Source organism: Piscinibacter sp., from assembly GCF_050175855.1.
Classification (GTDB): Bacteria; Pseudomonadota; Gammaproteobacteria; order Burkholderiales; family Burkholderiaceae_C; genus Piscinibacter.
On the sequence record NZ_JBFXIO010000522.1, the window covers coordinates 1 to 2,940 of the forward strand.

At 69.0% G+C, this 2,940-nt stretch carries 5 protein-coding genes; all 5 read right to left on the reverse strand.

The window, feature by feature from the left end:
• Positions 1-171: 171 nt before the first annotated feature.
• Positions 172-921 (reverse strand): SDR family NAD(P)-dependent oxidoreductase, encoded by a 750-nt coding sequence (locus tag AB7U92_RS25010; protein ID WP_428583230.1) that lies wholly within the window; start codon positions 919-921, stop codon positions 172-174.
• A gap of 92 nt (positions 922-1,013) precedes the next feature.
• Entirely contained in the window at positions 1,014-1,820 is an 807-nt protein-coding gene (locus AB7U92_RS25015) for an alpha/beta fold hydrolase (RefSeq protein WP_428583232.1), read from the reverse strand.
• Between the two features lie 27 nt (positions 1,821-1,847).
• A complete protein-coding gene (locus AB7U92_RS25020) occupies positions 1,848-2,189 on the reverse strand; it encodes a DUF6166 domain-containing protein (RefSeq protein ID WP_428583234.1) in 342 nt (113 codons plus the stop codon).
• Entirely contained in the window at positions 2,186-2,365 is a 180-nt protein-coding gene (locus tag AB7U92_RS25025) for a hypothetical protein (RefSeq protein ID WP_428583236.1), read from the reverse strand. The genes AB7U92_RS25020 and AB7U92_RS25025 overlap by 4 nt, the downstream gene beginning before the upstream one ends.
• 55 nt (positions 2,366-2,420) lie before the next feature.
• Positions 2,421-2,940: sterol desaturase family protein (locus tag AB7U92_RS25030; protein ID WP_428583238.1), on the reverse strand; the 520-nt coding region annotated here is incomplete at its 5' end.

Below are 2,940 nucleotides of genomic sequence, written 5' to 3' on the forward strand. Positions count from 1 at the left end.
GCGCACCGGCCTGCAGCAGTTGCCTGCGTCGAGTCATGTTGTCTCCTTGTGATGTGTGGGTAACCGCAGTAGGTCCCGCCGGCTGCACAGGCGGGCAGTGGCACTTGGGCGGTGCCGGGGGAACGGCGGCGGCACCAGCGCCGGCACCGCCGCGGGGAACAGGGATCGCGGCTAGCGCGCCGACAACCCGCCGTCGACGACGAGCTCCGAGCCGGTCACATACGAAGCCTCGTCGCTGGCCAGGAACAGCACCGCCTGAGCGGCCTCTTCGGCCGTCCCCGAACGCTTGAGCGGCACCTCGGAATTGAGCTTCTTGCGCTGCTCGGGGTCGGCGCTGCTGACCGAGGTGCGCATCGCGCTCATCCAGCCCGGATGGACCGAGTTGACGCGGATGCCCTGGTCGGCGAACTGGACCGCCGCGGCCTTGGACATCAGGCGCACCGCGCCCTTGGACGCGTTGTAGCCCATGTGCGTGATCTCGTGCGCGATCAGCCCCAGCACCGACGACATGTTGATGATCGACGCGCCACGCCCCTTGGCCAGCAGGTCGTGCGCCTGCTTCATGCCGAGGAAGACGCCGCGCGCATTGACCTGCCATTGCTTGTCGAAGTAGGCTAGGTCCATGCGGTCGGGCACCGAGCCGCTGATGCCGGCGTTGTTGACCAAGATGTCCAGGCGGCCCTGCTCGGCGGCAACGCGCTCGAGCACCGCGGCCCACGACGCCTCGTCGGTCACGTCCAGCGCACAGTAGATCACCTGCTTGCCCTGCTGCGTGTAGCGCTCTGCGAGCGCCCGGCCGTCCTGCTCGTGCAGGTCGCACACATACACCACGGCACCTTCGCGGGTGAACAGTTCGCAGATCGCCGAACCGATTCCGCCGGCGCCGCCCGTCACCAATGCCACCTTGCCTTCCAGTCTCACAACAGTCTCCTCAACCTAAGATGCCGCAATGCGCTTGTAGAACGAAAGGCCGACGGGTCGCGCATTCCCCACCCGTCCGCCGATGAGCCAATTCAAACGGCACGCGTGCCGTACCGCGCCGCGGCAGCTGCTCGGGCGTGCGTGGCCAGGGCAAGCGCCACTTCCGCCGACCGCTCCGACAGCACGAGATGCCCGGCGCCGTGCAGCGCTCGCAGCCGCGCACCCGGCACGCGCTCGGCCACTTGCATGGCGTCGGTGAAAGGACAGTCCGCGTCGTCGGTGCCGTGCAGGACCAGCGTCGGCACGTCGATGCGGGCCAGGTCGCCCCGGCAGTCGAAATGCTGCATCGACCGCCAGCAGTGCAGAACCGCCTGCGGGTCGGCGGCCGTCAACCCGGCCTTCTCCGAGCGCCGCGAGATCTCCGCCAGCAGCGAGGCATCGTCGTCGGCATGGAAGATGTCGGCCACGCCGGCCACCTTCGACAAGCCCGAACACAGCGCCACCGAGTGCAAGTCCGCAGCGCCATGCCGCCGCAGGTACTCGAGCGTGACCATCGCCCCCATGCTCCAGCCGGCGATGCCGACCGTCTGGCCGCGCGTGTCCACCAGTTGCCGCACCAGCGCATGCAGCAGGTCGGCAAAGCCGGCCAGGCTGTAGAAGGCGGCGGCACCTTCCGGGGCGCCGTGCCACCCGGCGGAGCCGCCACGGCCGGGGAAGTTCAGCCGCACGCACTCGAAGCCGGTCAGGTGCGCACACACGGCATCCCAGACCGCCAGGTTGCTTTGCAGGCCGTGCAGCAGGACCAATGTCGGGCCCTGGCCTTCGGCCACGAACTCGGCGGTGGCGCCGTTGGCGCAGGCAACAACGTCGCGGCGCTGCGCGCGCGCAGTGGACGGCATGACGGGGCCCTCGCGTTCGGTGCGGCGTCAGGCCGTGGCTGCGGAGGCGGCCTGCAACTCGCCGACGAGCCGCTCGAGCTCGGTGGCCTCGACTTCCCACTCGTTGGACAGCCGCGCCACCAGGCGCGCCATCAGCGGCGCTTCCAGGCGGCGCGCCAGCGCGTCGTCACGGCCGTGGTGCAGCAGCAGCGCGTGCGCCAGCCGGGTGGGCGACTCGCCCTCGTAGCCCCACTCGAAGTCCAGTTCGGCTTCGGGCGGCCACCCCAGCAGGCGGACGAGCGGCTCGCCGTCGAAGCTCACGGCCACGCCGTCGATCGTGCGTTCGCCGGCGTATACGCCGCGCGCGCCGGGCGTCGGTGCAGCGCTCACGGTCGCCCCCCCTGCGGCGCGGCGCCGTCCTTCTTCGCCACCGCCGACATCGACCAAATGCCCAGCATCAGCAAGGCGGTCAGCGCGATCAGGTGCGGCACGTTCTCCGCCGTGCCGGCGCGCAGCTCCAGCCAGTAGTCCAGCGCCCCCGCGAGCAGCAGCAGCACGGAGAACATCAGTTTCTTTCCGAATGGCATCGTTGTCCCCTCGACGCGTGAGCGTGTGCTGTGGCTACGAGTGGCTCAGCGAGGCCTGGCCGTCCTGCGCGCCCTGCCGGCGCTGCGCCGGGGCCATGCCGGTCTTGCGCAGGTTCTTCTTGACGTACTTGGTGCTGTAGCCGTTGAAGAGGTGGCCCAGCAGGCCGCGGTCGAGATCGGAGGTGCCGTACACCCAGTCCCAGAACGGGAACACGATGCTCATGTTGTATTCCATCATGATGCTCGGGTCGTGGTGCGCGGTGTGGTGGCGGCGCGCGGTGTTGATGATCGGGCAGTGGCGCACGAACCAGTTGTCGTCCACATGGCAGAGGAAGTGCAGCAGCTCGTAGAAGACATAGCTTCCAATCGCCGTGGCGAGGATGAGCCAGCCGACGTTGGCCGAGACCACCACGCCGGCCAGCAGCGCGAACGGCAGCGTCGTCAGCGTGAAGAACACCAGCGTGAACGGCGGGAATATCGTCACGCGCCAGTCCTTGTGGTCGGCAAAGCGCGGTTCCTCGGCCGTGAAGAACTGGTGGTGCATCAGCGTGTGG